24 protein-coding genes are annotated in these 24638 nt (G+C 68.3%); 10 read left to right on the top strand and 14 right to left on the bottom strand.

The window, feature by feature from the left end:
• The gene (locus YM304_RS07595) at positions 1-1017 is read right to left on the bottom strand and encodes a CobW family GTP-binding protein (RefSeq protein ID WP_015441075.1); all 1017 of its coding nucleotides are present in this window, start codon (positions 1015-1017) and stop codon (positions 1-3) included.
• Between the two features lie 59 nt (positions 1018-1076).
• Here YM304_RS07595 and YM304_RS07590 point away from each other — a divergent pair, with 59 nt between their 5' ends.
• A complete protein-coding gene (locus YM304_RS07590; protein WP_015441074.1) occupies positions 1077-2252 on the top strand; it encodes a CaiB/BaiF CoA transferase family protein in 1176 nt (391 codons plus the stop codon).
• 13 nt (positions 2253-2265) lie between these two features.
• On the opposite strand, the gene YM304_RS07585 is transcribed toward YM304_RS07590, so the two are convergent.
• The 4 genes from YM304_RS07585 to YM304_RS07565 form a co-directional block, all read right to left on the bottom strand.
• A complete protein-coding gene (locus YM304_RS07585; RefSeq protein ID WP_154723358.1) occupies positions 2266-3735 on the bottom strand; it encodes a serine hydrolase domain-containing protein in 1470 nt (489 codons plus the stop codon).
• A gap of 73 nt (positions 3736-3808) precedes the next feature.
• On the bottom strand, positions 3809-4705 hold the full coding sequence (ligD, locus tag YM304_RS07575) for a non-homologous end-joining DNA ligase (RefSeq protein WP_015441071.1): 897 nt from the start codon (positions 4703-4705) through the stop codon (positions 3809-3811).
• A gap of 4 nt (positions 4706-4709) precedes the next feature.
• The gene (gene ku / locus YM304_RS07570; RefSeq protein ID WP_015441070.1) at positions 4710-5756 is read right to left on the bottom strand and encodes a non-homologous end joining protein Ku; all 1047 of its coding nucleotides are present in this window, start codon (positions 5754-5756) and stop codon (positions 4710-4712) included.
• 74 nt (positions 5757-5830) lie between these two features.
• Positions 5831-6736: a hypothetical protein gene (locus YM304_RS07565; RefSeq protein WP_015441069.1), complete on the bottom strand. Its 906-nt coding sequence runs from the start codon at positions 6734-6736 to the stop codon at positions 5831-5833.
• 106 nt (positions 6737-6842) lie between these two features.
• Between YM304_RS07565 and YM304_RS07560 the strand changes: the two genes are divergently transcribed.
• Positions 6843-7493, top strand: coding sequence for a hypothetical protein (locus YM304_RS07560; RefSeq protein WP_015441068.1), 651 nt, complete (start codon positions 6843-6845; stop codon positions 7491-7493).
• Positions 7494-7521: 28 nt separating this feature from the next.
• On the opposite strand, the gene YM304_RS07555 is transcribed toward YM304_RS07560, so the two are convergent.
• From YM304_RS07555 to YM304_RS07545, 3 genes are read right to left on the bottom strand one after another with little or no spacing between them, the layout of a single operon-like run.
• Positions 7522-8640 (bottom strand): M24 family metallopeptidase, encoded by a 1119-nt coding sequence (locus tag YM304_RS07555; protein ID WP_015441067.1) that lies wholly within the window; start codon positions 8638-8640, stop codon positions 7522-7524.
• Between the two features lie 24 nt (positions 8641-8664).
• Entirely contained in the window at positions 8665-9525 is an 861-nt protein-coding gene (locus YM304_RS07550) for a fructosamine kinase family protein (RefSeq protein WP_015441066.1), read from the bottom strand.
• Entirely contained in the window at positions 9522-9917 is a 396-nt protein-coding gene (locus YM304_RS07545; protein ID WP_015441065.1) for a VOC family protein, read from the bottom strand. Before YM304_RS07545 ends, YM304_RS07550 begins: the two co-directional genes overlap by 4 nt.
• A gap of 53 nt (positions 9918-9970) precedes the next feature.
• Between YM304_RS07545 and YM304_RS07540 the strand changes: the two genes are divergently transcribed.
• From YM304_RS07540 to otsB, 6 genes are all read left to right on the top strand, one after another.
• A complete protein-coding gene (locus YM304_RS07540) occupies positions 9971-13054 on the top strand; it encodes a BTAD domain-containing putative transcriptional regulator (RefSeq protein ID WP_015441064.1) in 3084 nt (1027 codons plus the stop codon).
• 65 nt (positions 13055-13119) lie between these two features.
• Positions 13120-13452 (top strand): glutaredoxin family protein, encoded by a 333-nt coding sequence (locus YM304_RS07535; protein ID WP_015441063.1) that lies wholly within the window; start codon positions 13120-13122, stop codon positions 13450-13452.
• Between the two features lie 33 nt (positions 13453-13485).
• Entirely contained in the window at positions 13486-14910 is a 1425-nt protein-coding gene (locus tag YM304_RS07530; protein ID WP_015441062.1) for a cystathionine beta-synthase, read from the top strand.
• Complete coding sequence (locus YM304_RS07525; protein ID WP_015441061.1) at positions 14910-16088, top strand: cystathionine gamma-synthase; 1179 nt, start codon at positions 14910-14912, stop codon at positions 16086-16088. Before YM304_RS07530 ends, YM304_RS07525 begins: the two co-directional genes overlap by 1 nt.
• A 100-nt stretch (positions 16089-16188) precedes the next feature.
• Positions 16189-17628, top strand: a complete 1440-nt coding sequence (locus tag YM304_RS07520) for an alpha,alpha-trehalose-phosphate synthase (UDP-forming) (protein WP_015441060.1) — start codon at positions 16189-16191, stop codon at positions 17626-17628.
• Positions 17625-18425: a trehalose-phosphatase gene (otsB, locus tag YM304_RS07515; protein WP_015441059.1), complete on the top strand. Its 801-nt coding sequence runs from the start codon at positions 17625-17627 to the stop codon at positions 18423-18425. Before YM304_RS07520 ends, otsB begins: the two co-directional genes overlap by 4 nt.
• 26 nt (positions 18426-18451) lie before the next feature.
• On the opposite strand, the gene YM304_RS07510 is transcribed toward otsB, so the two are convergent.
• From YM304_RS07510 to YM304_RS07500, 3 genes are read right to left on the bottom strand one after another with little or no spacing between them, the layout of a single operon-like run.
• Positions 18452-19129 (bottom strand): ribonuclease HII, encoded by a 678-nt coding sequence (locus YM304_RS07510; protein ID WP_015441058.1) that lies wholly within the window; start codon positions 19127-19129, stop codon positions 18452-18454.
• A gap of 4 nt (positions 19130-19133) precedes the next feature.
• The gene (locus tag YM304_RS07505; protein WP_015441057.1) at positions 19134-20651 is read right to left on the bottom strand and encodes a hypothetical protein; all 1518 of its coding nucleotides are present in this window, start codon (positions 20649-20651) and stop codon (positions 19134-19136) included.
• Positions 20652-20658: 7 nt separating this feature from the next.
• Positions 20659-21666, bottom strand: coding sequence for an NAD(P)H-dependent glycerol-3-phosphate dehydrogenase (locus YM304_RS07500; protein ID WP_015441056.1), 1008 nt, complete (start codon positions 21664-21666; stop codon positions 20659-20661).
• A 99-nt stretch (positions 21667-21765) separates the two neighbouring features.
• Here YM304_RS07500 and cofC point away from each other — a divergent pair, with 99 nt between their 5' ends.
• Positions 21766-22386 (top strand): 2-phospho-L-lactate guanylyltransferase, encoded by a 621-nt coding sequence (gene cofC / locus YM304_RS07495; RefSeq protein WP_015441055.1) that lies wholly within the window; start codon positions 21766-21768, stop codon positions 22384-22386.
• Entirely contained in the window at positions 22383-23144 is a 762-nt protein-coding gene (locus YM304_RS07490) for a PIG-L deacetylase family protein (protein ID WP_015441054.1), read from the top strand. Before cofC ends, YM304_RS07490 begins: the two co-directional genes overlap by 4 nt.
• Before the next feature lie 87 nt (positions 23145-23231).
• On the opposite strand, the gene YM304_RS07485 is transcribed toward YM304_RS07490, so the two are convergent.
• From YM304_RS07485 to YM304_RS07475, 3 genes are all read right to left on the bottom strand, one after another.
• Positions 23232-23624 carry a hypothetical protein gene (locus tag YM304_RS07485; RefSeq protein WP_015441053.1) on the bottom strand — a complete coding sequence of 131 codons (393 nt, stop codon included), beginning with the start codon at positions 23622-23624 and terminating at the stop codon, positions 23232-23234.
• A gap of 4 nt (positions 23625-23628) precedes the next feature.
• Complete coding sequence (locus YM304_RS07480; protein ID WP_015441052.1) at positions 23629-23916, bottom strand: HU family DNA-binding protein; 288 nt, start codon at positions 23914-23916, stop codon at positions 23629-23631.
• Positions 23917-24160: 244 nt separating this feature from the next.
• Positions 24161-24595, bottom strand: coding sequence for an HIT family protein (locus YM304_RS07475; protein ID WP_015441051.1), 435 nt, complete (start codon positions 24593-24595; stop codon positions 24161-24163).
• Positions 24596-24638 lie beyond the last annotated feature (43 nt).

Genomic DNA, 24638 nt, shown 5'->3' with positions numbered 1-24638 from the left:
TCAGTCGGCGCGGGGTGGTCGTGGTCGGTCGAGGTGCGTTGCCGCGAGCACGTCCATGTCGCGGTCGTCGAGCAGGCCGCGCACCCCGATCGCTTCGAGCCGTACGACCGGCGCGTCGCAAGCGATCGGGCGGTGGTCGACACGGCGCCCGACGACGTCGACGTGGAAGCCATGTCCTGGCCGATCGCCATCGGCCACGACCCCTTTGAGCCGGAGCAGCCCATCGGGAAGCTCGTCGAGAAACGACTGCAGCCCAGAGCTCGACACGCCCGTCGTCGACTCGAACGACCACGTCGTGTACGCCGCACCGACGACCGCTCCATGCTCCTCGATGAGGATGTCGCCGTGCGCCTGCGTCATCGGGTGTCTGACACCCGATGACGCAGGCGGGCGGTGCGGTCGGATGATCTCGATCGGGATGTCGCCGTGCGCAGCGCGCACGACCGGTGCGGCGGTCGTGCCGGCGAGCCACCGGGCGACGGCGTCGAGCTCGTCGTCGGTGCACCGATCGATCTTCGTCATCACCACGATGTCTGCGCCCTCGAGCTGGTGCATCACCTCGGTGCCGACATAGCGATCGCGCGACTGCCTGCGGATCGTGTCGGCGGCAGCGAGCACGATGGTGCCGCCTGGGCTGAACGGGGCGACGGTGCCCCACGCTGCGGTGGCGGCCGGATCGGCGACGCCGCTCGCCTCGATCACGATCTGGTCGAGCGGCGGGTCGAGTGACGCGAGCGTGGTCAGTGCTTCGTAGAGGTCGCCACCGAGCGTGCAGCAGACGCAACCGTTGGGGAGGTTGACGACGCCGTCCGGTGCGGCATCGTCGAGCAGACCGGCGTCGAGACCCAATGCACCGAAGTCGTTCACGATCACCCCGAATCGCACGCCGTGCGAGCGTCGCAGGATCGAGTCGAGCAACGTGGTCTTGCCCGCTCCGAGGTAGCCGCCGATCACCGTGATCGGAAGGTGCATCGACGGTTCGGGCGTCGCCGATCGGTGCTCGTCGTCGGACTCCATCTCGACGCGACGGTAGCCCGCTTCGTCAGAGGACTCCGTCGCCGTGCAATCATCACGCCATGGGGCCACTCGACGGTGTGAAAGTGTTGGACTTCTCGGTGATGATCTCGGGGCCGTTGTCCGCGATGATGCTCGCCGACCAAGGGGCCGAGGTCGTCAAGGTCGAGACGCCTGGCTTCGGCGACATCATGCGGATTCTCGGCACGTCGAAGAACGGGATGACCGGCATCTTCGCCAACAACAACCGCGGGAAGCGCTCGTTGGTCGTCGACCTCAAGACCGACGAGGCCAAGGAGGTCGTCCGACGGCTCGTCGCCGACACCGACGTCCTCATCCAGAACTTCCGCCCCGGAGCGATGGCCCGTCTCGGGCTCGGCTACGACGAACTCGCCGAGATCAACCCCGACCTGATCTACATGTCGATCTCCGGCTACGGCCCCGACGGGCCGTACAGCAACCGTCGCGTGTACGACAACGTGATCCAGGCCGCGTCGGGCTTGGCGAGCGTGCAGTCCGACCCGGCCAACGGCGAGCCCGCGATGTTCCGCACGCTGCTGTGCGACAAGGCCGCCGCCTACACCGCGTGCCAATCGATCACCGCGGCACTGTTCGCCCGGGCGACCGGCAAAGCGCGCGGCCAACACATCGAGTTGGCGATGCTCGACGCGGCCATCGCGTTCATGTGGCCCGATTCGGGGATGGACGCCGTGATCCTCGACGACGACGCCAACCGCCAGCCGACGTTGGCGGCGAACTACGGCGTCACGCGGCTCGCCGACGGCTTCGCGAGTGCGAGCGCAGTGACCGACAGCGAGTTCCAGGGACTCACCGCGGCGTTCGGTCGCCCCGAACTCGCCGAGGACCCACGCTTCGCCGACACGCTGTCGCGGATGGCGAACTTCGGCGAGATGGTGACCGAGTTGGCCGACGCCGCCGCCAACTGCTCGCTGCACGACTTCATCGAGCGGTCGGCCCAGTTCGATGTTCCGTCGTCGCGCATCAACACGCTCGACGACCTGCCGAGCGATCCGCAGGTGATCAACAACGAGGTGTTCGTCGAACGTGACCATCCGATCGCCGGACGAGTTCGCGAGCCGCGCCCTGCGGCCCGCTTGCACGGCACACCACAGCGGGTGAGTCGCGATGCTCCCGGTCACGGCGAGCACACGCTCGAGATCATCGCCGAACTGGGTTTCGACGCCGACGCGCTGCGCGCTGCCGGCGCCATCGCCTGACGCGTCGCTCGGGTCAGCCGGTGACGAAACCGCCGGCTTCGAACGCTCGGTTCATGATCTGTTCGAGCGCCGTCGATTCGCTCGGTGACTGCCCGGCGACCGTGAGCGCCCAGGTGACGCCGTCGCCACGATTGAGCAGCATCGCGTGCGTCGACTCGATGGTGCCGGTGTGGCCGAATCTGCCGTCACCGTACGAAATCAGGCCGAGGCCATAGCCGCGCTGGCCGTACTGCCCACCGACCGGGATCGCCATCTGGAACACGGTCGACTGGTCGAGCGGCTTGAAACCCGACGTGGAGAGGTCGAGCGAGTCGAGGATCGTGACGAGGTCGGTCGGCGAGGCGATCCACGACCCCGCTCCCCCGAGGGTCTCCATGTAGTTGCGCCCGTCGGTCGTCTGGTGTTGGATCTCGTCGGGACCGGGGTCGAACGTCGGAGCGAGACGCATCCCCGAGATACCGAGCGGGGTGAGAAGCTGCTGATATGCAGCCTGTTCGTAGGTGAGGCCGGTGAGCGCTTCGATGAGCAGCCCGGCGAGGCAGTAGTTCATGTTGCTGTAGATGTAGCCCCCGCCACCGACACCGCGAGCCAGGCCCTGGCGTGCCGCGTCGGTGCAGTCGTCGGCCCCGCTGCGGAAGAAGGTCGACTCGTACTTGCCGAAGCCGCTGCGGTGTGACAGCAGCCGGCGCAAGGTCAGTTGCTGGGCGCCGGACGACACCGACGACAGACCGACGTGTTCGGCGAGCACTCCGCCGATCGGGTCGTCGAGACCGACGACGCCGTCCTCGACCAGCGTCATGGCGACGATCGCCGTGATCGGCTTCGAGATGCTCGCGATGCGGAAGCGGTCGTGCGGTTCGGCCGGGTCACCGGTGGAGGGGTCGCGCTCCCCGAAGGCTGCGGTGTGGACGACGTCGCCGCCGATCGACACGGCGAGCGCCGCTGCGGTGTTGCCGGGGACGACGAGGACCGATTCGAGATACCGGTCGACCGCAGCCCACCCCGTGAGCGGCGTGTCGTCGGGCTCGTCGGGAGCTCCCGGTTCGGGAGCGCCACCGCCGATGCCGGCGTCGTCGACCGGGAACCGTGCGAGATCGATGTCGATGTCGACCTGCGGTCCGATGTCGAACGTCGGATCGTCGTACACGACCTCGCCGAGCGGGTCGACGGTCTCGTCGAGTCCATCCGCGTCGGCTTCGTCGACCGGTCCGGACACGGGCAGCACGCTCGTCGTCGGCGGAACCGCGGACGACGGGGGCAGGCTCGACGGTGACACCGTCGGCGACGGAAGCGGGCCGGTCGTCGTGGAGACCGTCGGAATGGTGGTGACGCTCGGGACGGTGATGGTGGTGGAGGTACTGGTGCTGGCCGGTGCCGATGCCGCAGGGGGCATGGTGTCGACCGCCGACTCCACGGCCGGTTCGGAGGCGCATCCGGCGACCACGAGCGCACACACTCCGCCGATTCCGATGCCACGCCTCACCGCCCCAGTGTGACGCAGCGAGGACCGCGTCACGTGTCATCACCGACGTGACATGGCGCTCAGCGCGCCGCCGTCAGGACTGCGGTGTCGGGAGTTCTTGCTGCAGTGTCAGCACCGGTTCGAACAGGTCGCCGAACTCGTCGACGCGTTCGAGCACGTCGCCGGCTTCGAACACGAGGTCGAGGTCGCCGCTCGCGCACGACTCGACCTCGTCCCAGGTGACCGGCGTCGACACGGTCGGACGAGGCCGGGCGCGCAGCGAGTACGGGGCGATCGTGGTCTTGTGGAGCGCGTTCTGGCTCCAGTCGACGAAGATCTTCCCGGGGCGCACGTCTTTGGCCATGATCGTGGTGACCTTGCCGGGCAGTTGCCGCTCGAGCACCTGTCCGACGGCGAGGGCGAAGTCGGCTGCACCCTGATGCGTGGCCCCGGGGGTGTTGAGCGGCACGTACATCTGGAGCCCCTTCGACCCCGAGGTCTTGCACCATCCTTGGAGCCCGACCGATTCGAGCACCGCCGTGGTCGCCAACGCGATCTGGCAACACTCGACGACCGAGGTCTTCGGCCCCGGATCGAAGTCGAACACCAGCGTGCTCGGCGTGTCGATGTCGACCGCATGCGCCATCGGTGCGTGGAGTTCGATCGCTGCCAGGTTGGCGGCCCACACCATCGCGGCCGGTTCTTCGATGCGGCAGTACTCGATGCCGCCACGCCGATCGCCCGGACCCAGCGACACCGGCACCCACTCGGGACGATGCTTGTTGCACCGCTTCTCGAAGAACCCGTCGCGATCGGTGCCGTCGGGGAACCGACGGAACGTCAGGCAGCGATCGGCGAGGTGCGGGATCGCCCACGGCGCGATGCGGGCGTGATAGTCGACGACCTCGGCCTTGGTGAACCCCGACGGGTACAGCACCTTGTCGAGGTTCGTGAGCGTGACCTCGCGCCCGTCGATCGAGACGACCGTCATGTGTTCACGCCGACTTCTTGGTGTCCGTCTTCTTCGCCTTGGCGCTCGAACGCTTCGTCGCGCTCTTCTTGGCCGCTCGCTTCTTCGTTGCCGTCTTCTTGGCCGCGGTCTTCTTCGCGGCGGTCTTCTTGGCCGCACTCTTCTTGGCTGCTGACTTCTTGGCGGCGCTCTTCTTCGCCGCGGTCTTCTTGGCGGCGGTCTGCTTCTTGCTCGCCAACGAACTCACCGTGCCGCCGCCCGACGCCTTGGCCGCCGGATGCCGGGCTCGGGACTCCTTGGCCGCGGCAACGCTGGCTTCGAGCGCGGCCATGATGTCGATGACCTTGGGCCGTTCTGCTTCGACCTCGGGCGCGGTGATCTCCTCACCATCGGCCTTCATCTGGATGAGCGCCATGACCTGCTCGCGGTACTCGTCGTGGTAGCGCTCGGGCTCGAACTCACCGCTGAGCGACTCGACGAGCGACTCCGCCATCAGGACCTCTTTGTCGTTGACCTCGACGTCGTCGAGGCCTCGGAGTTCTTCGATCGTCGTCCAATCGACCACCTCGTCGGCATACGCCAACGACGACATGACGAGCCGGCCCTCCTCGGCACGAATGGCCGCGGTGTACTGCTTGTTGCGCATCACGAAACGACCGATCGCGACCTTGCCGCTGGCCTCCATCGCTCGGGCCAGCAGGACGTACGGCTTCGGATTGTCGACGTCGGGGGCGAGGTGATACGCCGTGTCGAAGTAGACCGGATCGATGTCTTCGAGGTCGACGAACTCCTCGAGGTCGACGGTCTTCGACACCGCCGGCATGAAGGGTTCGAGTTCGTCGGGGTCGATGATGACGTAGCGCCCCTTCGAGATCTCGTACCCCTTGACGATGTGCGCGTCGCTCACCTCGTCGCCCGTGTCGGCGTTGACCTTGCGGTACCGGATACGAGCCATGTTCCGCTCGTCGAGCTGGTTGAACGACACCGACTTCTTGCGCACGGCGTGGTACAGCTTCACCGGAATCGCGATGAGACCGAAGGAGATGGTTCCGTTCCACACCGGTCGTGCCATTGGCTCACCCTACTTGCCGCTGCGCCTCGCGAACCGGCGCCGTCTCGCCCACACCGACGCGCGGTGCGGTCGGATCAGGTCTGATCGAGCACGGCCCGGGCGACGATGTCGGTGCCGAACCCGGTGAGGATCGCCAGGTAGAGCAGGCCGGTCGCTGCCATGACCGCCGAGTAGTAGCGCTCCTTGAGTGCCGCCCGGGTGACGAACACCAGGATGATCGTGGTGATGGCGCATGCGCCCCACATCCACCCGAGCAGTCCGCCCCATCCGTCGTCGACGGCACCGGTCCACACACTGATCATGCCGGTGGGAAGCAGCAGCGCACCGACTTCGAGCGGCCACAACCAGCCGAGCGCGGTCACCATCTCGTTGAGGAGTCGGCGCGGTAGACCCGGCTGCACCAGGTACCAGTGCCCGAGCAACATGCCGTCGCTGATGGCCCCGATGAAGGCTGCACCGACGAGCGTTCGCAGCAGGGCGACCGCAGCGTTGCCGCCGGCGTCGAGCGAGGCGGCGACCAGCCCCATCACGCCGATGAGCACCGGTACGAGGTCGAGGATCGGTGGGAACTCGGCGGCGACCGATGACGACTGCGACGCAGCATCGGTGGCTCCCCCGGCGTCGTCAGCCCCTTCGTCGGCACGCCCGGTTCGTTCGATTCCGGTCATGGCGGCGACCCGTTCGGATCGCCGGTCGAACTCGGCGTTCTGTCCGCTGACGCCGGCGTCTTTGCGTTGGACCGACACGACGAGGCCGACGACGCAGGCGAGGGCCACACCGAGCGACGACGCTTCGCGAATCCAGTTGGTGTCGAATGCGAGCCCGACTGCGAGCGCACCCGCCGCGAAGCAGAAGTACGTGGCGCGCAGCAGCCAGCCGTATCCGATGCCGACGACGCGGTGCCGGGTGGTGTACCAGCAGAACAGCATGCCGCCCGTCGCCCATTGCAGGAGCACCGTCGCGGCATCGAGTCGAATCACGGTCGCTGAGGGTAACTGTGGTCTTCCCGACCCGCTCCCGAGATCGGTGTCGACACGTCACGTGCGACGCCGGATTCTCGGCCGCCGGACCTAGCCTGGCGTCATCATGGTCACGCATCGATCGGGACGAACCGCCGCAGTGCTCGGAGCCGCCGCCATCGTGCTCGCAGGGTGTTTCACCGGCGAACGGCCGAGCTTCGAAGACGAAGAGGGCAGTGCAGCGCTCGTCAGCACCGGGAGCGACGACATCGACCTGGTGCTCGACCGCCTCGAATCGACCGACGGCGCCACCTTCACCGCCGACTACGAGACCGAACTCCACTACGGCGGGGTGTCGGCCACTGCGTCGGTCGTCCAGACCGACGACGATCTGCTCGTGGTGACCGTTGCGACGCCCACGGCGACCACGCAGTTCACGAGCAGCGCCGACGGCGACGAGACGTGCAACGTGCTCACCAACGAATGCGAAGCCGAGCTCAACGAGGCGCGCATCTCCGACGTCGCCCTCCGCCACGACTTCTTCGGCCAGGCCTTCGCCGACCGCCTCCGGAGCAGTGCCAGTCGCAGAATCGGTGACTCCGCGTCGTACACCAAGCCGATCGCGGGCGAAGACGCTCGCTGCGTCGACGTGGTCGTCTCCGGAGGAACCGAGACGTTCTGTGCGCTCGACTCCGGCGTGTTGGCCCAGTTCGTCGGTGCCGACATGAGCATCGACCTCACCGACTACAGCCCCGAGGTCGACCCCACCCGACTCTGAACGACGGCGACGCCGTTGCTTCGGCGGGTCAGGCGTCGACGGAGACGAGGTCGTGGTTCGAGTGGTTGACCGGCGCCGGCCCGCCGTCGGTGGCGACGACGATGTCTTCGAGCCGCATGCCCCACTCGCCCGGCACGTAGATGCCCGGCTCGATGCTGAACGCATGGCCGGCGGCGAGCGGGAGGTCGTTGCCCTCGACGATGTAGGGATCCTCGTGCTCCTCGAGGCCGATGCCGTGACCGGTGCGGTGAATGAAGTAGTCGCCGTACCCGGCGTCGGCGATGACCGCTCGTGCCGCCCGGTCGACGTCTTCGCACGGTGTGCCGACGGTGGCCGCCGCCACCCCGGCCGCGTGCGCGGCGTGCAGCACGGCGTACGCCTCGGCCACGTCGCCGGCGATCTCGCCGGTGAACACGCACCGGGTCGTGTCGGAGCAGTAGCCGTTCATCGTGCCGCCGAAGTCACAGAGCACGATCTCGTTCTCGCGGATCACCCGCTCACCGGCATGGTGGTGTGGGCTCGACGCGTTCTCGCCGGCGGCGACGATCGCGAAGTTCACCCGCTGGTGCCCCTCTTCGATGATGCGTCGACTCAGGTGCGCCGACACCTCGGCTTCGGTGCGTCCGACCAACGGGATCTCGCCGCGCTGCAACTCCCCGGCGATCTTGTCGACCGCGGCGCCGGCTGCGGCGAGCGCATCGATCTCGGCCTGATCCTTCTTCATCCGCAACTCGCCGACCACGTCGACGGCCCGGGTGTACTCGGCGCCCGGGATGTGGGGCAACAGTTCGACGAGGAACCGGGCCCACATCTGATCGCCGATGGCGACGCGGCCGGAGCCCGCGGCGAGGCGACCGACGATCGCCGTCGGATCCTGCGTCTCACCCCACGGGACGAGGGTGAACACGCCGGGCTGTTCGACGACGCGCGCCGCTTCGAGTCCGGGGATGATCATGCTGGCGTCGCCGTCACGCGGCACGACCAGCATCGTGAGCCGTTCGAGCGGCATCGCCGTGTAGCCGGTGAGGTACGGCAGGTCGTGGCCGACCGACAGCAACAGGGTGTCGATGTCGTGCTCGGTCATCGCCGCGCGAACCCGGTCGAGCCGGTCGAGATAGACGGACGTGTCGGCAGCGGGTGCGCTCATCTCCCCAGTCTGCCCGCTGCCTGATCAGATGCCGAGCGCGTCGAGGGCGCGTTCGGTCGCTGCGGCGTAGCCGCCACCGAACTTGACGGCGTGAACCACCAGTGGCGCCAACTGATGGAGCGGCACGCGCTGCTCCCACTCGTCGGCGAGGGGGAACTCGTCGTCGTACGCGTCGAAGCACTCCGGCCCGTAGCCGCCGAACAACTGCATCATCGCCAGGTCGAACTCGCGGTGGCCACCGTGCGCCGCCGGGTCGATCAGCCAGCTCGACCCCCCGGTGTCGACCAGGCGATTGCCCGCCCACAGGTCACCGTGCAGTCGTGCCGGGGGTTCGTCGGCAGCGCCGAACTCGGGGAGCCGAGATGCGGTGCGCTCGAGCCGCTCGAGACACGTCGGCGACAGCGCCGCGTGATCGGTCGCCAGCCGCACCAGCGGGAGCAGCCGGTTGGTGGCGTAGAACTCGGCCCAGGTGTCGCACGGTTCGTTCGGCAGGCGGCGGCTCCCGGTGGTCATGCGGTCGTCGCGTCCGAAGCACGGAGCCCCGGCTCGGTGCAGCGCTGCGAGTCCGCGACCGAAACTCGTCTCGGTCGCGCTCGCGGCACGGCCCTCGTCGATCCACTCCAGCACCAGCATCGCCGAGTCGACCGCCAGCACCTGTGGAACGGCGATCGCATCCGCGTCGCGCAGCCAGTCGAGACCGGATGCTTCGGTCTCGAAGAAGTGCGGCGGTGGGTCGCGGTGGGTCTTCGCGAACACGGTGCGGCCATCGTCGAGGACCATGCGATACGCCTCGGCGACATCGCCGCCACCGAGCCGTGCCGCGGCCAGCACCGCGGCGCCGAGCGCGTCGGCGACCCGCACGGTCAGGTCGAGCGGTGCCGTCACGCCGGCTCCAACAGGTCCCACTTGTTGCCGAACGCGTCGACGAACACGGCAACCGTGCCGTACTCCTCGTGCCGAGGCGCTTCGAGGAACTGCACACCTCGTCCGAGCATGCGCTGATGGTCGCGCTCGAAATCGTCGGTGTGCAGAAACAGGAAGACACGACCGCCGGTCTGGTCGCCGATGCGAGCACGCTGGTCGTCGTCGCTCGCTTGCGCGAGCAGGAGGTGGGTGGCGTTCGGGTCGTCGGCGGTGCCCGCGGGAGCCACCACGACCCACCGCTTGTCGCCCTGGTCGAGGTCGCAGACCAACTCGAACCCGAGATCGTCGACGAAGTGTCGAATGCCGCGGTCGTAGTCGTCGACCACCAACGAGATCAGTCCAAGCGATGCCACGACCGAAGTATCGCACTCTGGGCTGCGCCGACGCGGCGATCTACAGTGACGTCGTGGGCAACGGCAGCAACGACGATCGAATCGCACCGGTCCGGCTGCCCGAACTGCAACGAGAGATGGTCCGCCGCCCGCGACTGCTCGACCTCATGTCGTCGCGACACCAGCGTGTGGCCACGATCATCTCCGCCGGAGCCGGCTTCGGCAAGAGCACCCTGCTCGCCCAGACGATCCACGACCCGCTCACCACCGCACGGTCTCACACGATCTTCCACCGGATGGGTGCCCGTGACGACGACGCCGGTGAACTGACGGCGTCACTGTCGGCCCAGATCGCACTGCTGGCATCGGCGCACGATGCGTCGCAGGCCATCGAGTCGCGTCCCGAGATCTCGGTCGCCGACCAACTCTGGCACCTCAGCCCGTTGCCGATCACCGTCGTGGTCGACGACTACCACCACCTCGCGCCGGGGGCGCCCGGTTGGGCCGTGCTCGACGAACTGATCGGCGATCTCCCCGACAACGCCAACATCGTGCTGAGCGGCCGCGGCGGCCACGAGCTCAAGCTCGCCCGGTTGATCGCTCGGGGCGAGGCCGTCGACATCACCGAGGAGATGCTCGCGTTCACCCCCGACGAACTCGACGAGTTCGCGGCGCTGCGCAGCGTCGACCGCGACACGCTCGACGACCACGGATGGCCCGCGCTCGTCGAACTCGAAGCGCGTGCGGGCGTGGCCGGAGCGCACGAGTTCGTCGCCGAGGAGGTCATCGCACAGCTCGACCCGGCGCGGGTGCAGGCCCTGCGCTGCGTCGCCGTGTACGAGTTCGTCGACGACGGTCTCGTCGCGGCCGTCACAGACTTCGACGGCAGCACCGACGACCTGCTCGCCGGGCTCCCCCTCGTCTCGTCGAACGGCGACGGCACCTGGACCTTGCACGACCTGTGGCGCAAGGTGCTCGTCGACGGTCTCAGCACCGCCGAGCGCCGGGCGGCACTCACGCAGGTCGCGATCGAACTCCAGCGACGTGGCCGACTTCGCGACGCCTTGATCGCGGCGGTCGATGCCGACGCCGACGACGTCGCCCTCGACGTGCTCGTCGCGTTCGCTCGCGACCTTCCGCTGCGCCATTCGATCGACGACCGACGGGCGATCGTCGCGATGCTCCCCGACTCGCTGGCGTCGAGCGCCGAAGCCGAGATGCTGCGCGCCGACATCGTGTTCGCGTCCGAACCGACGCTCGCCGCCGAGCCGTTGCAGCGCTCCATCGACGTCGCCACCCAGCAGAACCGACCAGAGGTCACCGTGCTCGCGCTGTTGCGCCTCGGCGACCTCGCGTACCGGTCGGGGCAACGCGACGGTCTCGTCGAGACGCACGAGCGCCTCACCCGACTCGCCGCACTCGGCGGGACCGGCGCCGAGGCGGGCGTCGTTCTGGCCGAGTCGTGGCTGCTGCTGCTCGACAACTCCGCCGACGTCGCCATCGAGATGATGCGTTCGCCGGTCCTGCAGTCGTACCAGCCGGTCGCCGACATGGTCGACTACTACCGGGCGGTACAACTCGGCCAGGCCGGACGATGCAACGCCTCGCTCGAAGTGCTCGCCGACCTCTCGCGGATCCCCAACGCCCGCATCGCGCGGCGCATGGGCGGCTTCGCGGCGCTGATGACCTGGTGGTCGGGGGCCCTCGACGCCGACGACCGACGAGCCGCCCTCGAACTCACCGAGCAGATCGGCGCCGACCGCCAGGTCCACCTGTACGTCGAGGCGATGGCCACGGCGGCACTTTTCAGCGCGTCGGCCGGCGATGTGCCGACCGCCCGCTCCCTCCTCGGTAGAGCCGTCGCCCACCGCGACCGGATTCCGGCCATGGGATGGGGTGTCATCACCGTCGAGATCGCCACGGCGGTGCTCGATCTGATGGACGGTCACGAAGACCGCGCCGCGGCGCGCCTCGACGGTCTGGTCCCCGACACCGGTCCGTTCAGCGGGTTCGGCCGCCACGTGTTCGGCAACGCCGGCGCGCTCATCTACGCGCTGGTGCCCAGGTCGCGCCCGTTCTTCGACGACGAGGTCACCGGCCCCGACCTGTCGCTCGCGACCGAGGTCGGGCGAGCGCTGGTGGCGCTCCGCGAGCGCAACAGCACCGAGCCCGCACGACGTCTGCCGTGGGACGACCTCGCTCGTCTCCGCACCTGGGCCTACGAGCCGCACCTCGCCGAACTCGCGATCGCCGCCATCAGCAGCGGATCGGTGCGCGCCCGGGTGGCGCTCGCCTCGCTGGTCCACGATCCACGAGCCGCGCTGCGCGCCGTCGCCGAACGCCACGGCGACCCGGTCGGATCGATCGCCACCTCCGAGCTGGCCGACACGCCGCACCGCCCGTCGGAGCCGGTTCGCGTGTCGGTGCTCGGCCCCACCGCGGTCACCTTCGGCGACGAGCGTCTCGACCAGGCCATTCCGATCAAGCGCACGATGGTTCGTGAGCTGCTCCTCCTGCTCGTCGACCGCCGCACGATGCGCCGCGACGAGATCGGCGCGGCGCTCTGGCCCGACAAGGACGAGACGAGCGCACGCAACAACCTGCGGGCCACGCTCAATCATCTTCGCCAACTGCTCGAGGTGGCGAGCGACGAATCGGCGCCTCCGTGGCAGGTGCGATCCGACGGCGACTCGATCACCCTCTTCGCCAGCGATCGCCTCGACCTCGACGTCGGCCGATTCCGTGCAGCGATGGCTGCGGCACGACGAGCCGAGCGCGATCGCAACGCCGGTGATGCGCTCGCCCACTACCGCACCGCCCTGGAGCTGTACCGCGGGCCGTATCTCGCCGATGCGCTCGACCCCGACTGGGCGATCAACGAACGCACGGTGTTCCACCTCGACATGGTCGAGGCGGCCACGCGGGCGAGCGAGCTCTCGCTCGGGCGAGGCGCCGTCGACGATGCGCTCACCTTCGCTCGCCGCGCGGTCGACGCAGAAGAACTCTCCGAACGCGCACACCGAGCGCTGATCCGAGCGCTGATCGCCGCCGACGACCGCGCCGCGGCGGTGCGCGCTCACGACCGAGTGGTCGAGGTGCTCGCCGCCGACGGACTGCGCCCCGACGACGAGACGCTGCGCCTGCGCACCGAGATCTGACAACGTCGCCGAAACTCGGTCGCCCACCGCCATCGGGTGAGCCGTGGTGTTTGTAGCGTGAGCCCATGACTCAGGGAACTCCGACACAGGTCGATCTCTACTGGCGCCCCGGCTGCGGCTTCTGCTCGTCGCTGCGCCGCCAACTCGACAAGCTCAGCATCGAGCGAGTCGAACACGACATCTGGGACGACCCGAGCCACGCGGCGGTCGTTCGCCAGCACGCCGACGGCAACGAGACGGTGCCGACCGTCGTGGTGGGCGACGTGGGCATGGTCAACCCGTCGGCCGCCGAACTCGTGGCGCACCTCGCGCAGCACGCTCCGCACCTGCTGCCCGATGGTGTCGAGGCGCCGCAGCCCGGTGCGGTCGGGCGGGCGCTCGGCAAGATCTTCCGCTGAGCCCATCCCCTGACTCAGCGGTACTCTCATCGCATGACGCATCCGCAACTGGAGGGCACCGAGATCGTCGATTCGGTGCTCGACCTCATCGGTAACACGCCCATGGTCCGCCTCAAGCGGGTCAGCGAAGATCAGGGCATCGAGTGCTCGCTCGTGATGAAACACGAGGTGACCAACCCGGGCGGCTCGTCGAAGGACCGCCCGGCGCTCGAGATGATCCTCGCCGCCGAGGCGAGCGGCGAACTGAAGCCCGGCGGCACCATCGTCGAACCCACGTCGGGCAACACCGGCGTCGGCCTCGCCATCGTCGCTGCGCAACGGGGCTACAAGTGCGTGTTCGTCATGACCACGAAGGTCGGCAAGGAGAAGGTCGACCTCCTCCGGGCGTACGGCGCCGAGGTCGTCGTCTGCGACGTCGCCGTCGCTCCGGAAGACCCGAACAGCTACTACTCGGTTGCCGAGCGGCTCACGACCGAACTCGACGCGTTCCGCCCCAACCAGTACGCCAACCCGCACAACCCCGAAGCGCACACCAAGACCACCGGCCCCGAGATCTGGCGCCAGACCGGCGGCAAGATCACGCACTTCATCGCCGGCGCCGGCACCTGCGGGTCGCTCACGGGCACCGGCCGCTACCTCAAGCAGATGAACCCCGACATCAAGATCATCGCCGCCGACCCCGAGAAGTCGGTGTTCTCCGGCGGGTCGGGTCGCCCGTACCTCGTCGAAGGTGTCGGCGAAGACTTCTTCCCGGCCGCCTACGACGCCGACCTGTGGGACGAGGTCATCCCGATCAGCGACGAGGAGAGCTTCCTCACCGCTCGCTACGTGAGCGAGACCGAGGGCATCCTCATCGGAGGGTCGGGTGGCACCGCCGCCGCGGCCGCCATCAAGGTGGCCAAGCGCGAAGGCCCCGACGCGATGGTCGTCGTCTTCAACCCCGACTCCGGTCGCGGCTACCTGTCGACGGTGTTCAACGACCACTGGATGACCAACTTCGGGTTCCTCAAGGAATGCGATCAGTGCGTCGGCGCCGTGCTCGAGACGCGCAACGCCTCGATCGAGAACCTGCTCTACGTCAACCCGCACCAGCCGGTGAGCGATGCGATCGAGATCATGCGGGCCAACGGCGTCAGCCAGCTCCCGGTGTGCAAGAACACGCCACCGTTCGCCAACGCCGAGGTGTCGGGTTCGGTCGACGAACTCGAACTGATGGAGGTCATCCACCGCGACCCGGCCGCCATGCGCACCGAGGTCGAGAAGGTGATGTCGGCGAAGCTGCCCACCATCGGCGTCGGCCAGAAGGTCGAGCTGGCGGTGCAGATGCTCGAGAGCGCACCGGCGCTGCTCGTGTTGTCGGGCGGGCAGCCGCTCAGCGTGCTCACCCGATCCGACCTGCTGTCGTACTTCACGGCCGTGGCCGAATCCGCCAACAGCGAGAACGAAGGAGCCGACTGATGGGCGACGTCGACCAGGAAACCGAACTGCAGGGATTCTCGACCCGCGCCATCCACGCCGGGCAGGACCCCGAGCCGACCACCGGCGCAGTCGTGACCCCGATCTCGCTGTCGACCACGTTCGCCCAGGACGGCGTGGGCAACCACAAGGGCTTCGAGTACTCGCGTTCGGGCAACCCGACCCGCACCGCCATGGAGACCCAGATCGCGTCGCTCGAACAGGCCCGCCACGGCCTCGCCTTCGCTTCGGGTCTCGCCGCCGAAGACAACATCCTGCGCCTGCTCACGGTGCAGGACCCGAGCAAGGGCAAGCGCATCCTGCTCGGCAACGACGCCTACGGCGGCACGTTCCGCCTCATCGCCAAGGTCTGGTCGCCGATGGGCTTCCCGTGGTCGGCCGTCGACCTCACCGATCTCGACGCGCTGCGTGCCAACTGGCCCGACGACACCGGGATGATCTGGCTCGAAACGCCGACCAACCCGCTGCTCACCTGCTTCGACATCGAGGCGATCGCGTCGATCGCTCACGAGCGCGGCGCGATCGTGGTGGTCGACAACACGTTCGCCACGCCGTACCTGCAGCAACCGATCACCCTCGGCGCCGACGTCGTGGTGCACTCGGCCACGAAGTACCTCGGCGGCCACAGCGACGTCGTCGGCGGGTTCGTGGCCACGTCGAACGACGAACTGGCCGAGAAGCTCACGTTCACCCAGAACGCTGCCGGCGCGGTGCCCGCACCGTTCGACTGCTACCTCGTGCTGCGCGGTGTGAAGACGCTCGCCGTGCGCATGGATCGCCATTGCGAGAACGCGCGGGCGATCGTCGATCTGCTCGTGCACCACGACGCGGTCGACCGTGTGCTCTACCCGCAGCTGCCCGATCATCCGGGCCACGAAGCAGCGGCGAAGCAGATGAAGGACTTCGGCGGCATGGTGTCGTTCACGCTCAAGGCCGGCAAGGACGCGGCGCTGCGCGTGGCCGACGCGACCTCGGTGTTCACCCTCGCCGAATCGCTCGGCGCCGTCGAGAGCCTCATCGAGCACCCCGGGGCGATGACCCACATGTCGGCCGCCGGCTCGCCGCTCGAGGTGCCCGACAACCTCATCCGCCTCTCGGTCGGCATCGAAGACGCCGCCGACCTCGTCGACGACCTCGCCACGGCGCTCGACACGATCTGACACCCACGTCAGGTGGCGTCACGTCGAGCGTGACGTGAACACCGGGTGACGTCCAACCTGGTGGTGCGCGAATCGGTCGAGTCGTGCCATGCTTCGTGACATGCCAGGCACGTCGACCAGCAACCCTCCCGGTGGCGACAGCACCTCGAACGATGCGTCGTCACGCAACCCCATCGTCATCGCCGCGAACCGTCTTCCGGTGATGCGCACCGACGACGGCTGGGCGCCCTCGCCCGGCGGTCTCGTGCGAGCTCTGCTCCCGATGCTCCGCGAATCGGGTGGCACCTGGGTCGGGTGGACCGGCAACTCCGACGATCACGTCGAGCCGTTCCATGTCGACGGCGTCGACCTGCACCCGGTCCCCATCAGCGAAGAAGAGATCGAGCTCTACTACGAGGGCTTCTCCAACGACGCGCTGTGGCCGCTGTATCACGATGCGCTCCGCGACTCGACCTACGACGCGGCGCAGTGGGAGGCCTACCGATCGGTCAACGAACGCTTCGCGGTCACGCTGGCCAACATCGCACCGACCGACGCCACGGTGTGGATCCACGACTATCAGCTCCAACTCGTCCCGGGGATGCTGCGCGAGCAGCGTCCCGACGTGACGATCGGGTTCTTCCTGCACATCCCGTTCCCGCCCTACGAGCTCTTCTCCCGGCTCCCCTGGCGTGAAGAGATCATCACCGGCCTGCTCGGTTGCGACCTCGTCGGCTTCCAGCGACCGAAGGGTGCGACGAACTTCATCGCCTGTGCGCAACAACTCCTGGGCGTCGACGCGCACGACGGCATCATCGAGAACGCCGAGTACCAGACGCGCGTCGACAGCTTCCCGATCTCCATCGACTTCGGTGAGGTCGAGGAGATGGCGGCGGGCCGTGCCACGCGCAAACGAACCAGCCAGATCCGCGCCCGCCTCGGCGATCCCGAAGTGATCATGCTCGGCGTCGATCGCCTCGACTACACCAAGGGCATCGGACTGCGGCTCCAGGCGTTCGCACAACTCCTCGAAGACGGGCGGCTCGACCCCGAGCGCCACGTGCTCGTCCAAGTGGCCACGCCGACTCGCGAGGCGGTCGAGCACTACAAGGACGAGCGAGCCCAGATCGAGCGGCTGGTCGGTGAGATCAACGGGCGCTTCAGCCGCATCGGACTGCCCGTGGTCCACTACCTGTACCAGACGCTCCCCTACGACGAACTGATCGCGCTGTATCGAGCTGGTGACGTCATGCTGGTCACCCCGTTCCGCGACGGCATGAACCTCGTCGCCAAGGAGTACGCCGCGGCGCACATCGACGGCGACGGTGTGCTCGTGCTGTCGGAGTTCGCCGGCGCGGCCGACGAACTCACCGACGCGGTCCTGGTCAACCCGCACGACAACGAAGCCCTTCAAGACGCGATCCTGCAGGCGGTCGCGATGCACCGCCACGAACGTCGCCACCGCATGGCCGGACTCCGCGACCAGATCCGCAAGAGCGACGTGCAGGGCTGGGCCGACCGGTTCCTCACCGCACTCCTGCACGCCGGCGAAGCGCCGTGACCGACCACTTCGACGATCCCCGTGAGGTGGCCGCGGCCATCGACGCACTCGAGCCGCCACGGCTGCTCGTCTGCGACTGCGACGGCGTGCTCGCACCGCTCGTCGACCATGCCGACGACTCGCGACTGCTCGACGGCGTCGGCGACCTGCTCCATCAACTCGCCACCTCCACCCCGTGGAACGGCGTCGCCGACGACCTGAACGTGGCCGTACTCTCGGGCCGATCCCTCGCCGGCCTGGCGCAGTTCGACTTCGCCACCGACGTGATCGTGGTGGGCAGCTACGGCGGCGAGCGGCGCAGCCGCGACCCCGAACCGCTCACGGCCGCCGAGTCGCAGCGCCTCGACGACCTGGTGGCTGCTGCCGAAGCGGCGTGTGAACTCGCCGGCGAGGGTGCGTGGGTCGAACACAAGCCGGCCAGCGTCGTCCTGCACGTCCGCACCGCCGACCCCGAATCGGGCCAACGCGCACTCGACTCACTCGCCGAGGCACAGCCGGCCATCACGGGGTCGACCGCGCACCACGGATCGAACGTGCTCGAACTCATGGCCCGCCCCACCGACAAGGGCACGGCACTGCAGAACCTCCGCCGTGACGAAGACGCGGCCACGGTGATCTACATCGGCGACGACGTCCCCGACGAAGACGCGTTCGCCGTGCTCGGGCCCGACGACCTGAGCATCAAGGTCGGCCCAGGGGCGTCGCGGGCGTTCCGTCGTCTCGCCGATCCCGAAGCCGTCCGCGAACTGCTCGCGGCGCTCGCCGATCTGCACCGCACACCTCCCGCCGACCGCTGACGCCCGCTCCGGGCGTGCGGGCGCGTTCAGAACAGCGAGGTCTGGCCGGCCGGCGGCGTGCGGCGGATGGCCGTCCAGGGGTTGTAGTTCTCCATGAACACCCAGCTCCGGCGATGGATCGACGACGGTCCGTAGCCGAGGATGGCGGCCTTGTGGACCGGGCAGGGATACCCCTTGTTGGTGTCGAACGACCAGTGCGGGTAGTGCTCGGCCTCGGCCCGCATGATCCGGTCTCGTGTCACCTTCGCCAGGATGCTCGCCGCAGCGACGCTCAGACAACGCAGATCGGCCTTGACCTCGAGTTCGACGTTGGCGACCGACGGTGACACGAAGTCCCACTTGCCGTCGGTGACGGCCACGTCGGGCACCAGGCCCAAGCCCTCGATCGCTCGTCGCGCCGCCAGCTTCTGGGCCGCGGACATGCCGAGGCGATCGCACTCGTCCTGTGAGGCGCCACCGACCGCCCACGCGTCGCACCAGTCGGTGATCCGGTCGAACAAGAACTCCCGCTCGCGCTCGTTCAGCAGCTTCGAATCGCGCACTCCGTTGACCCTCGTGTCGCGAGGCAGTACGGCGGCGCCGACCATGAGCGGGCCGGCCCAGGCACCTCGACCGACCTCGTCGATGCCGACGACGGTCTGATGGCCGAGCGCCCACATCGCCTTCTCGATCTCCCGAGTCGGCGCACGCTTCTTCGATGCCATCGGGTCAGGCGAAGGTTCCGCCGTCGGGATCGATGCTCAGGATCCCCGTACCGGGTGCCGTGTTCGGTGGTGTGGCATCCGGTTCGTCGCTGTCGGCAGCGGGGGCTGTGGCGTCGTCGACCGCGGTGACCATCAGCGACGATCGGGCCGCCTTCGGCACCGCTGGCGCCGCCCACAGCGTCTCGCCGCTGGCGTCGACCGTCGACCACTCGGGGTCGATCGTCGGCGAGTCGAGGCGCACCTCACCCTGGTGCTGCTCCCAGAGCACGGCAGGGCGCTCTCCGTGCCAGCGGATCGCGAACGACGCAGTCGACACCGGACCGGTCGGGATGCCGTGGACCTCGAAGTTCGTGCCGAGCCAGCCGGTCGGCACACCTCCTGGGAGCAGCGATGCTCCGCCCGACACGGGGTCGACGACGTCGACGATCCGGCGCTCGATCGAGCGCACGAAGCGGCCGACCGACGTCGATCGGCGGACATCGGCCAGCGACGACAGCGCCGGCGGTGTCGAGGCAGCGGGTGCGGTGTCGGCGCGATCGACATCGCCGGATCGCCCCTTCCACCAGCGGCGACCGGAACGTCCCGCGGCCAGGTCGGCGGCGAGTCGTTCGAGATCGGCCGACGCTCGTTCGTCGCCGGCGCGCTGGGCGATCAGTCGAGCGGAGCGCACGGCATCGAACGCTTCGCGGCGATCGGATGCATCGGCGGCCGCACTCGTCTCGCGTGCCACTCGCTCGACCGGCTCGACGATCTCGAGCAGCCAGGCCTCGGCCGAATCACCGCATCGCACCAGCTCAGCGACATCGAGCAGGAATCCGACGGGGTCGGCATCCGGGTCGACGGGGCCCTCGAGCAGCAGGTCGCAGCGGGCCGCGTTGACCGCGTCGACGAGCGCTTCGTCGGGCAACACGAGTCGACTCGCCTGCTCGGTCACCCGCGTCCACCCGCGCACCACCGACATCGCCGGCGGGATCGAACCGAACCCTCCCGACGAGTTCGCCGACCGGAGCAGGACACGCACCGTGGCGTGGTGGCCGACCGGCAGCACGATCGCATCGTCGGGCAGCTCGATGCCCTGGATCGGCACGTCGGAGGTCGGGCGCTCGGTCACCACGTCCATTCCCGCCACCGACACGGCGATCGGCAGCGGCGACTCGTTCTCGAACTCGACCACGACGGTGCCACCGGCGTCGGGCACGGCCCAGACCCGCTGGATCGCGTCGCCGTCGGGAATTCTCAGCCGAGTCTCGAGGACGGGCGTGCCCTCGATGCGACGCTGCCGGATCGTGGGCTCGTCGGCGGGCACGTGCCATCGATCGTCGGCGGCGACGTACCAGTCGAGCACCGGCGACACCGCCACGTCGTCGGCATCGTCGTCGGTGAGCCACGGCGACACCGCACCCCAGGCGCTGACCGACCAGCGAGGCCGGAGCCCGGTGACGCCGATCGTGGTCTCGGGCGGGTTCGACCGCACGTCGATCGACGCTGAGCCGGGCGCCGTGGAAGCGCTACTGATGGTCATCGGTGAATTACTCGTGTTCGCTCTTGCTGGTTCGCTCCATGAGCGATGCCAGCGCGTCGGCCGCTGAAACGCCTTGGTGACACACCGCGACGACTTGCTCGGTGATCGGCATCTCGACACCGTACCGGCCCGCGAGCTCGAGCACGCTGGGACACGACTTCACGCCTTCGGCGACCATGTTCATGCTCTCGACGATGTCGTCGATCTGCTCGCCCTGACCGAGACGCAGCCCGACCGTGTTGTTGCGGCTCTGCGTCGACGAGCACGTGGCGATGAGGTCGCCCATGCCGGCGAGTCCGGGGAAGGTGTGTGGGTCGCCGCCCATCGCTTCGCCGAGCCGGGTCATCTCGGCGAGCCCGCGCGTGATCAACGTGGCACGCGTGTTGTCACCGAACCCCATGCCGTTGGCCATCCCCGAGGCGATGGCGATGACGTTCTTGACGACGCCGGCCACCTCGCAGCCCACGACATCGGAGTTCGTGTAGACGCGCAGACTCGGACGGCTGAAGATGCGCTGCAGTTCGGCAGCGACGCGCGGGTCGTCGATGGCCACCACACTGGCCGCCGGCTGCCCCTGGATGATCTCCTTCGCGAGGTTCGGCCCGGTGAGCACAGCGATCGGGTGGCCCGGCATGACCTCGGCGGTCACCTCGCTCATCCGCATCTGCGACGCCCGTTCGAGCCCCTTCGACAGGGTCACGACGGGGACCCAGGGCCGCAGGTACGCGGCGGCCTCCTCGGCGACCTCGCGATAGCCGTGCGACGGCACGCCCATCACCACGACGTCGGCCGTCGACACCGCTTCCTCGAGCGAACTCGTGGCGTCGAGCTCGTCGGGGAGCTCCTGCCCAGCCAGATAGTCGGGGTTGGAGTTATGGTCACGGATCTGCGTGGCCAGCTCGGGCCGCCGAGCCCACAGCGTGGTCGGGGTGTTGGCGCTGGCGAGTGCCGCAACGGTGGTCCCCCACGAACCGGCGCCGATCACCGCGACTCTGATCTTTGGCAACTCCGTCATGCCCGCGACCGTAGCCGCCGCCGAATGCGTGCACCCACGGCAGGCGACGTGATGCGAGCGGGTGCGGTGAGAGCGGCGTGCGACTCCTACATTGAGGGCGTGAAGACGGCCGTACTCGTTCCTGTCAAGGGCTTCTCCGCGGCCAAGCAGCGCCTGTCGGACGTGTTGTCACCCGACGAGCGCATGCGCCTCGCCGAGTGGCTGGCCGATCGAGTCGTGGCCGCCGTCGCCGACTTCGACACGTTCGTGGCGTGCGACGACGAGGTGGTCCGGTCGTGGGCGATCGACCGCGGCGCCACTCCGCTGTGGGGACCCGGCCTCGGCCTCAACGGTGCGGTCGACGACGGCGTGGCCCGCATCGCGGCGCTCGGGTTCGACCACGTCATCGTCGCGCACGCCGATCTCCCCTACCCGGCCGGGCTCACCGCCGTCGCCCGCCAGGGCGTCACCACGATCGTTCCCGACCAGCGACGCGACGGCACCAACGTCTTGTCGTTCCCGACCGATCGACGCGTCGACGCGGCCTACGGGGCGCACTCGTTCGGTCGCCATCTCGCAGCGGCCACCTCCGACGAGCGCCACGTGGTGGAGATCCGCCCCGATCTCCGGCTCTCGCTCGACATCGACACCCGCTCCGACCTCACCCATCCACTCACCTCGGAGGTGCTGCCGTCATGGCTGCCAACGATCCCGGTCAACCACTTCACCCACGGCTCATGACGTCCGACGTCGACGTCGACCGGTTCACCCGCGACCTGACCACCCCGACCTCCGCTCTCGCCATCGGCGCTCACCCCGACGACGTCGAGTTCGGCTGTGGTGGCGTGCTCGCCAAATGGGCGGCCGACGGCTGCATCGTGCACCACCTCGTGTGCACCGACGGCTCGAAGGGCACCTGGGATGCAGACGCCGACACCGCGGCGCTCGCCGCACGCCGCCAAGACGAACAACGCGACGCGGCGCGACGCCTCGCCGGAGATCGCGCCGGCGAGGTGCACTTCCTCGGCCAGGTCGACGGCGAGTTGCGCAGCGACCTCGACGTCCGCGAACAGGTCGCCTTCGTCATCCGCTCGGTGGCACCGCAGGTGGTGCTGGGTCACGACCCGTGGAAGCGATACCGCCTGCACCCGGATCACCGCAATGCCGGCCTGCTCGCCGTCGAGGGCATCGTCGCCGCCCGTGACCCGCACTTCTACCCCGAGCACCTCACCGAACACGGCGTGCGCCACCATCGCCCCGAGGCGCTGTTGCTCTGGGAAGCCGACGAACCCGACCACGTCGAAGACGTGACGACGGCGGTCGACACGAAACTCGACGCGCTCGAAGCGCACGTCAGCCAGTTCGAGTCGACGATGAAGGCGGTCGACGACACCGAACTCGACGCATTCCGGCAACGTATCCGCCAACGCCTCGCCGAACTCGGCGGCCCGTTCGACCTCGCCGCAGCCGAGATCTTCAAGCTCATCACGAGCCTCTGAGACGCCAAACGGGCGAGGACCGAAGTCCTCGCCCGTCGCTCGGCAGTGCCGAAGAGGTGTGTTGCTCGGCTCGATGGCCGAGCCGACTCACTTCTTCTTGGCGGTCGCCTTCTTCTTGGCAGGAGCCTTCTTCGCTGCTGCCTTCTTCTTCGCAGGAGCCTTCTTGGCCGGGGCCTTCTTCGCTGCTGCCTTCTTCTTCGCAGGAGCCTTCTTGGCCGGGGCCTTCTTCGCGACTGCCTTCTTCTTGGCAGGAGCCTTCTTCGCTGCTGCCTTCTTCTTGGCAGGAGCCTTCTTGGCCGCTGCCTTCTTCTTGGCAGGAGCCTTCTTCGCTGCTGCCTTCTTCTTCGCAGGAGCCTTCTTGGCCGGGGCCTTCTTGGCTGCTGCCTTCTTCTTGGCGGGGGCCTTCTTGGCCGCTGCCTTCTTCTTCGCAGGAGCCTTCTTGGCTGCTGCCTTCTTCTTGGCTGGACGCTTCGCGGCCATCAGTTCACTTCTTCTTGCCGTTCAGGGCTTCCTTGAGTGCCGAGCTCGACGAGAACTTCATCGCCGTCGACGCCTTGATCTGAACCGGCTCACCCGTCTGCGGGTTGCGGCCCGTGCGGGCGCTGCGCTCGGTCGTGCTGAACTTGCCGAAGCCCGGCCACGCGATGCTCTCGCCCTTCTTCGTTTCGGCGACCACGTGGTCGAAGAACGCACCGAGGGTGCGCTCTGCGTCTGCCTTCGACACGCCTGCAGCGTCTGCCACTGCGTCGATCATTTCTGCCTTGGTTGCCATTGGGATCCTCTTTCGATTGGTCTCGCTGTTCCTTCACCGCTGGTTGCGGTGAAGCCGATTCAGCCCCTCAGTCGGGCCCGAATGACACCCACGTAACTTACTGATGGTGCTCGCGCACAAGTATCAATGTGATTGCAAATGCAAATACTGGCGGCGAGAGCCCTTACCGGTATTGACCGAAACGGCCGTCGGGACCGACCATATGCATCGACGCGCCGCTCCCCGACCCGGACTCACGATGCGGTCAGCCCTCATGCCACGAGGCCTCGAATGCGGCCCGCATCCGCGCCGCGAACTCGGCCGCCTGCCCCTCCTCGTAGGTCGTTCGCGGCCAGAAGAACCCGCGTAGGCCGTCGCCCTTCGTTCTCGGCACGACGTGCACGTGCAGGTGCGCGACGCTCTGACTCACGATGTTGTTGTTCGCCACGAACGTGCCCGAACACCCCAGCTCAGCGGGCATTTCCGCACTGATGTGACGGACCCGCTGAAAGAACGGCCCCACCTCGTCGGCATGCAGATCGGCCAGCGTCACGACGTGCCGGCGAGGCACGACGAGCGTGTGCCCGTGGAACAGCGGGCGCCGATCGAGGAAGGCGACCACGTGGTCGTCGGCGAACACCACGTCGGCCGGTTCGACCCGCTCGACGACGCCACAGAACACGCACGCATTCGAGCTCATGCACCCAGCCTGCCACGCGGCACCCAGCACGCGACGGCCCGGC

Source organism: Ilumatobacter coccineus YM16-304 (assembly GCF_000348785.1).
Lineage (GTDB): Bacteria > Actinomycetota > Acidimicrobiia > Acidimicrobiales > Ilumatobacteraceae > Ilumatobacter_A > Ilumatobacter_A coccineus.
This window is presented reverse-complemented; position numbering and strand designations above follow the sequence as displayed.

Bases quoted from the DNA above. Each gene is read 5' to 3' on its own strand.
- YM304_RS07505 (WP_015441057.1), bottom strand. From the start codon at position 20,651: ATGACCATCAGTAGCGCTTCCACGGCGCCCGGCTCAGCGTCGATCGAC.
- YM304_RS07590 (WP_015441074.1), top strand. From the start codon at position 1,077: ATGGGGCCACTCGACGGTGTGAAAGTGTTGGACTTCTCGGTGATGATC.
- YM304_RS07530 (WP_015441062.1), top strand. From the start codon at position 13,486: ATGACGCATCCGCAACTGGAGGGCACCGAGATCGTCGATTCGGTGCTC.
- YM304_RS07475 (WP_015441051.1), bottom strand. From the start codon at position 24,595: ATGAGCTCGAATGCGTGCGTGTTCTGTGGCGTCGTCGAGCGGGTCGAA.
- YM304_RS07595 (WP_015441075.1), bottom strand. From the start codon at position 1,017: ATGGAGTCCGACGACGAGCACCGATCGGCGACGCCCGAACCGTCGATG.
- YM304_RS07480 (WP_015441052.1), bottom strand. From the start codon at position 23,916: ATGGCAACCAAGGCAGAAATGATCGACGCAGTGGCAGACGCTGCAGGC.
- ku (WP_015441070.1), bottom strand. From the start codon at position 5,756: ATGGCACGACCGGTGTGGAACGGAACCATCTCCTTCGGTCTCATCGCG.
- ligD (WP_015441071.1), bottom strand. From the start codon at position 4,705: ATGACGGTCGTCTCGATCGACGGGCGCGAGGTCACGCTCACGAACCTC.
- YM304_RS07510 (WP_015441058.1), bottom strand. From the start codon at position 19,129: ATGGCATCGAAGAAGCGTGCGCCGACTCGGGAGATCGAGAAGGCGATG.
- YM304_RS07560 (WP_015441068.1), top strand. From the start codon at position 6,843: ATGGTCACGCATCGATCGGGACGAACCGCCGCAGTGCTCGGAGCCGCC.
- YM304_RS07500 (WP_015441056.1), bottom strand. From the start codon at position 21,666: ATGACGGAGTTGCCAAAGATCAGAGTCGCGGTGATCGGCGCCGGTTCG.
- YM304_RS07520 (WP_015441060.1), top strand. From the start codon at position 16,189: ATGCCAGGCACGTCGACCAGCAACCCTCCCGGTGGCGACAGCACCTCG.
- YM304_RS07555 (WP_015441067.1), bottom strand. From the start codon at position 8,640: ATGAGCGCACCCGCTGCCGACACGTCCGTCTATCTCGACCGGCTCGAC.
- YM304_RS07485 (WP_015441053.1), bottom strand. From the start codon at position 23,624: ATGGCCGCGAAGCGTCCAGCCAAGAAGAAGGCAGCAGCCAAGAAGGCT.
- YM304_RS07525 (WP_015441061.1), top strand. From the start codon at position 14,910: ATGGGCGACGTCGACCAGGAAACCGAACTGCAGGGATTCTCGACCCGC.
- YM304_RS07535 (WP_015441063.1), top strand. From the start codon at position 13,120: ATGACTCAGGGAACTCCGACACAGGTCGATCTCTACTGGCGCCCCGGC.
- YM304_RS07490 (WP_015441054.1), top strand. From the start codon at position 22,383: ATGACGTCCGACGTCGACGTCGACCGGTTCACCCGCGACCTGACCACC.